This is a genomic window from uncultured Negativibacillus sp. (assembly GCF_944388365.1).
GTDB lineage: Bacteria > Bacillota > Clostridia > Oscillospirales > Ruminococcaceae > Negativibacillus.
The window spans coordinates 1-3,110 of the sequence record NZ_CALXIN010000153.1 but is presented as its reverse complement, the minus strand read 5'-3'; the positions used below and the strand labels follow the sequence as shown (position 1 = coordinate 3,110).

The following is a 3,110-nucleotide window of genomic DNA, read 5'->3' as shown; positions in this document are numbered from 1 at the left end:
GCGGGCTTACTCAGCCCGCGCCCGAGGTTCCTTTCTTGTCGAAAAGAAAGGAACCAAAGATTCGCCAAAGAGGAGGTGTCCTCTTTGGATTCTCCTCTGGAGGGGCACATCCCCTCGGGAACTTCGCAAAGCGAAGTTCTCTCCCCCTGTCTGCTCCGCCAGCAGGAGGATGTCAGGTATTGCACCTGCCGCTTCGGGCAGCAGAGTGCCTTCGTCGAACGTACTTTCTACCGATACAGAGGGGGTTCAAAGGGGGTCATACCTGACCCACTTCGCTGGAGGTCAAGGAACCAGGAGGTTCCTTGTGTGCTCTTTGTGAAACTTTCTTCACATAAGAAAGTTTCCGCGGGTGTGGGCCGCGTAGGCCCACAAAGGCTTTGTAGGGACTACCCTAAAAGAACGGTGCGGGCTTACGCAGCCCGCAACATTTTTGCAGAAACCTTGGAGAATGGACTTTGTCCATTCTTGAGACCACACATAAAAAGTAAGACAACGCAGAAAGCGGAGATGAGGTCTTTCCTCGAGAGAGAAAAATAATCAAGGTTCGGAGAAGGAGAATTGCTCCTTCTCTGCAAAACAGCGCTTTCTGAGAATAAAAGGCAAGAGCGAAGAAAAGAAGCTTCGCTCTTGCTTTTTGTGCTCCTTTCTGCTATGATAGGAGAAAATCCCTCTACCGTGTTTTGTCGCCCATTCGCTTTAACGAATAGGTGCGTAAAAGTATAATTTTACCAAATCCACCCGAGGGATCTTCAACAAAAAAGAGAGGAATTTACCATCATGAAGGAAAATGCAAAGGGTGCGCTGTCCCAGAATGGGCAGTTCACCGGAAAACTGGGATTTATTTTGGCGTCGGTCGGCTCGGCAGTCGGCATGGGCAATATCTGGCTGTTCCCGTATCGCGTGGGACAGTACGGCGGCGCTGCTTTCTTTATCCCTTACTTTTTGTTTGTCGCCCTGTTCGGACTGGTCGGTCTGTCGGGTGAGTTCGCACTCGGACGCAGAAGCGGCACCGGACCGGTCGGTTCGTTTGAACAGGTGATGGCCAGCCGCGGCAAAAGCAAAAAGCTCGGCGCTGCTCTGGGCTATCTGCCGCTGGCAGGCTCGTTTGGCATCGCTATCGGCTACTGTATCGTCGTTGCATGGGTGCTGCGCAGCATCTTTGGCGCACTTTTCGGCACCATGTTCACCGCGGAAAGTGCAGAGACCTACTTCAATCAGGTCACCGGCCACTTTGGCAGCCTGCCGTGGCATCTGGCTGTGGTGCTCATCACCGTTCTGGTGCTGCTGTTCGGCATTTCCGGCGGCATCGAAAAGGTCAACCGTGTGATGATGCCCACCTTCTTCGTCCTGTTTATTATCATTGCAGTGCGGGTATTCTTCCTGCCTGGCTCGATGGACGGTTACCGCTATCTGCTGGTTCCAGACTGGAGCGCACTGCTCAATGCCGATACCTGGATTATGGCGATGGGTCAGGCGTTCTTCTCGCTGTCCATCACCGGTTCGGGCATGATTATCTACGGCAGCTACCTGAAAAAGAGCGAGGACATCGTTCATTCCTCGCTGCTGACCGCTCTGCTGGACACCTGCGCGGCGCTGATCTCCGGTTTTGCCATCATTCCCGCCGTCTTTGCGTTCGGTCTGGATCCGCAGTCGGGACCTCCGCTGCTGTTTATCACCCTGCCGCGTGTCTTTGAACAGATGCCATTGGGCAGAGTATTCGCTATTTTCTTCTTTGTATCGGTGCTGTTTGCGGGTGTTACCTCGCTGGTCAACATGTTTGAGGTCTGCACCGAAGCAATCCAGACCCGTTTCTCTCTGAAGCGCAAACTGTCGGCAGCGGTGGTCGCTGTCATCGTTTTTGGCGTCGGCGCCTTCATTGAATATATGCCGTACATGAATAAGTGGATGGACATTGTCACCATCTTCATCGTGCCAATCGGCGCGCTGCTTGGCGCAGTGATGATCTACTGGGTGCTGGGAATGGACAAAATCGGTCAGGAGCTGATGCTGGGCCGTACAAAACCACTGCCGCGCTGCTATGCTTTTCTGGCGAAGTACGTCTACATTCTGTTGTCGGCAGCGGTGGTCATTCTGGGCATCGTCAAGGGCGGTATTGGTTAATCGTTGTACAATCTCCTTTTTTATAAACTTCCACAAAGTAAAAAGACCTTCTGTCATTGTTGACAGAAGGTCTTTTTACAATATTGAATCGTTACTGTTAAATCAGGAAGCCGCCGTTTGGACTGAGCACCTGTCCGGTGACGAAGGAAGCTGCTTCGCTCGCCAGAAAGTAGGCGCACTCGGCAACCTGTTCAGGGGTGCCGATCGTTCCCAGCGGAGTTTCCTCTGCCAGCTGCTGCATCACCTCAGGAGTAAAGTCGCCGTTCATCTCGGTGTCGATGACACCTGGTGCGATGCAGTTGACACGGATGCCGGACGGGCCGACCTCCTTTGCCAGCGCCTTGGTCAGACCTATGATGGCTGCCTTGGACGCCGAGTAAGGCACCTCGCAGGAGGCGCCGGTGATGCCCCAGATCGAGGAGGTGGTGATGATGCAGCCGCTCTGACGGCGGATCATCGAGGGCAGCACAGCGCGGCAGCAATAGAAGGTGCCGTCGAGGTTTACTGCCATCATGCGGCGCCAGTCCTCAGGAGAAAAATCGGTCAGCAGTCCCTGTTTTGCCACACCGGCGTTACAGATGAGGGTGTCGATATGTCCAAACTGATCGAGCACCTGCTGCACCATCTGCTGCACCTGGTCAGGGTCGCTGACATCAGCCTGAATGGGAGTGAGGGCAAAGCCCTGGGCAGCAAGCTGCTCCGAGAGCTGCTGCACCTGGTCAGCGGAACGGTGATAGTTGGCGATGACCTGATAGCCATTGGCGGCAAATTTTACAGCCTGTGCGCGTCCGATGCCGCGGGACGCGCCGGTAATCAAAGCGACTTTCAAGCAAAAAGCTCCTTTCGGTGGAAAGATAGGGAAGAGAGCAAAAACGCAGAAAAAAAGCCACTGGATATTTCCAGCAGCCTTTTTGGTGACCTATCGGAGACTCGAACTCCGGACACCCTGATTAAAAGTCAGGTGCTCTACCGACTGAGCTAATAAGTCA

2 protein-coding genes and 1 tRNA gene are annotated in these 3,110 nt (G+C 53.8%); 1 reads left to right on the top strand and 2 read right to left on the bottom strand.

Translation table 11 applies throughout. The annotated features are described in order from the left end of the window. Window positions 1–777: 777 nt before the first annotated feature. On the top strand, window positions 778–2,121 hold the full coding sequence (locus Q0L39_RS11405) for a sodium-dependent transporter (RefSeq protein ID WP_296629292.1): 1,344 nt from the start codon (window positions 778–780) through the stop codon (window positions 2,119–2,121). A 97-nt stretch (window positions 2,122–2,218) separates the two neighbouring features. Here Q0L39_RS11405 and fabG read toward each other — a convergent pair whose 3' ends face one another. Continuing rightward, window positions 2,219–2,950, bottom strand: a complete 732-nt coding sequence (gene fabG / locus Q0L39_RS11400; RefSeq protein ID WP_296629291.1) for a 3-oxoacyl-ACP reductase FabG — start codon at window positions 2,948–2,950, stop codon at window positions 2,219–2,221. Between the two features lie 83 nt (window positions 2,951–3,033). Next, window positions 3,034–3,109 (bottom strand) — tRNA-Lys (locus Q0L39_RS11395). Between the last annotated feature and the right edge of the window lies 1 nt (window position 3,110).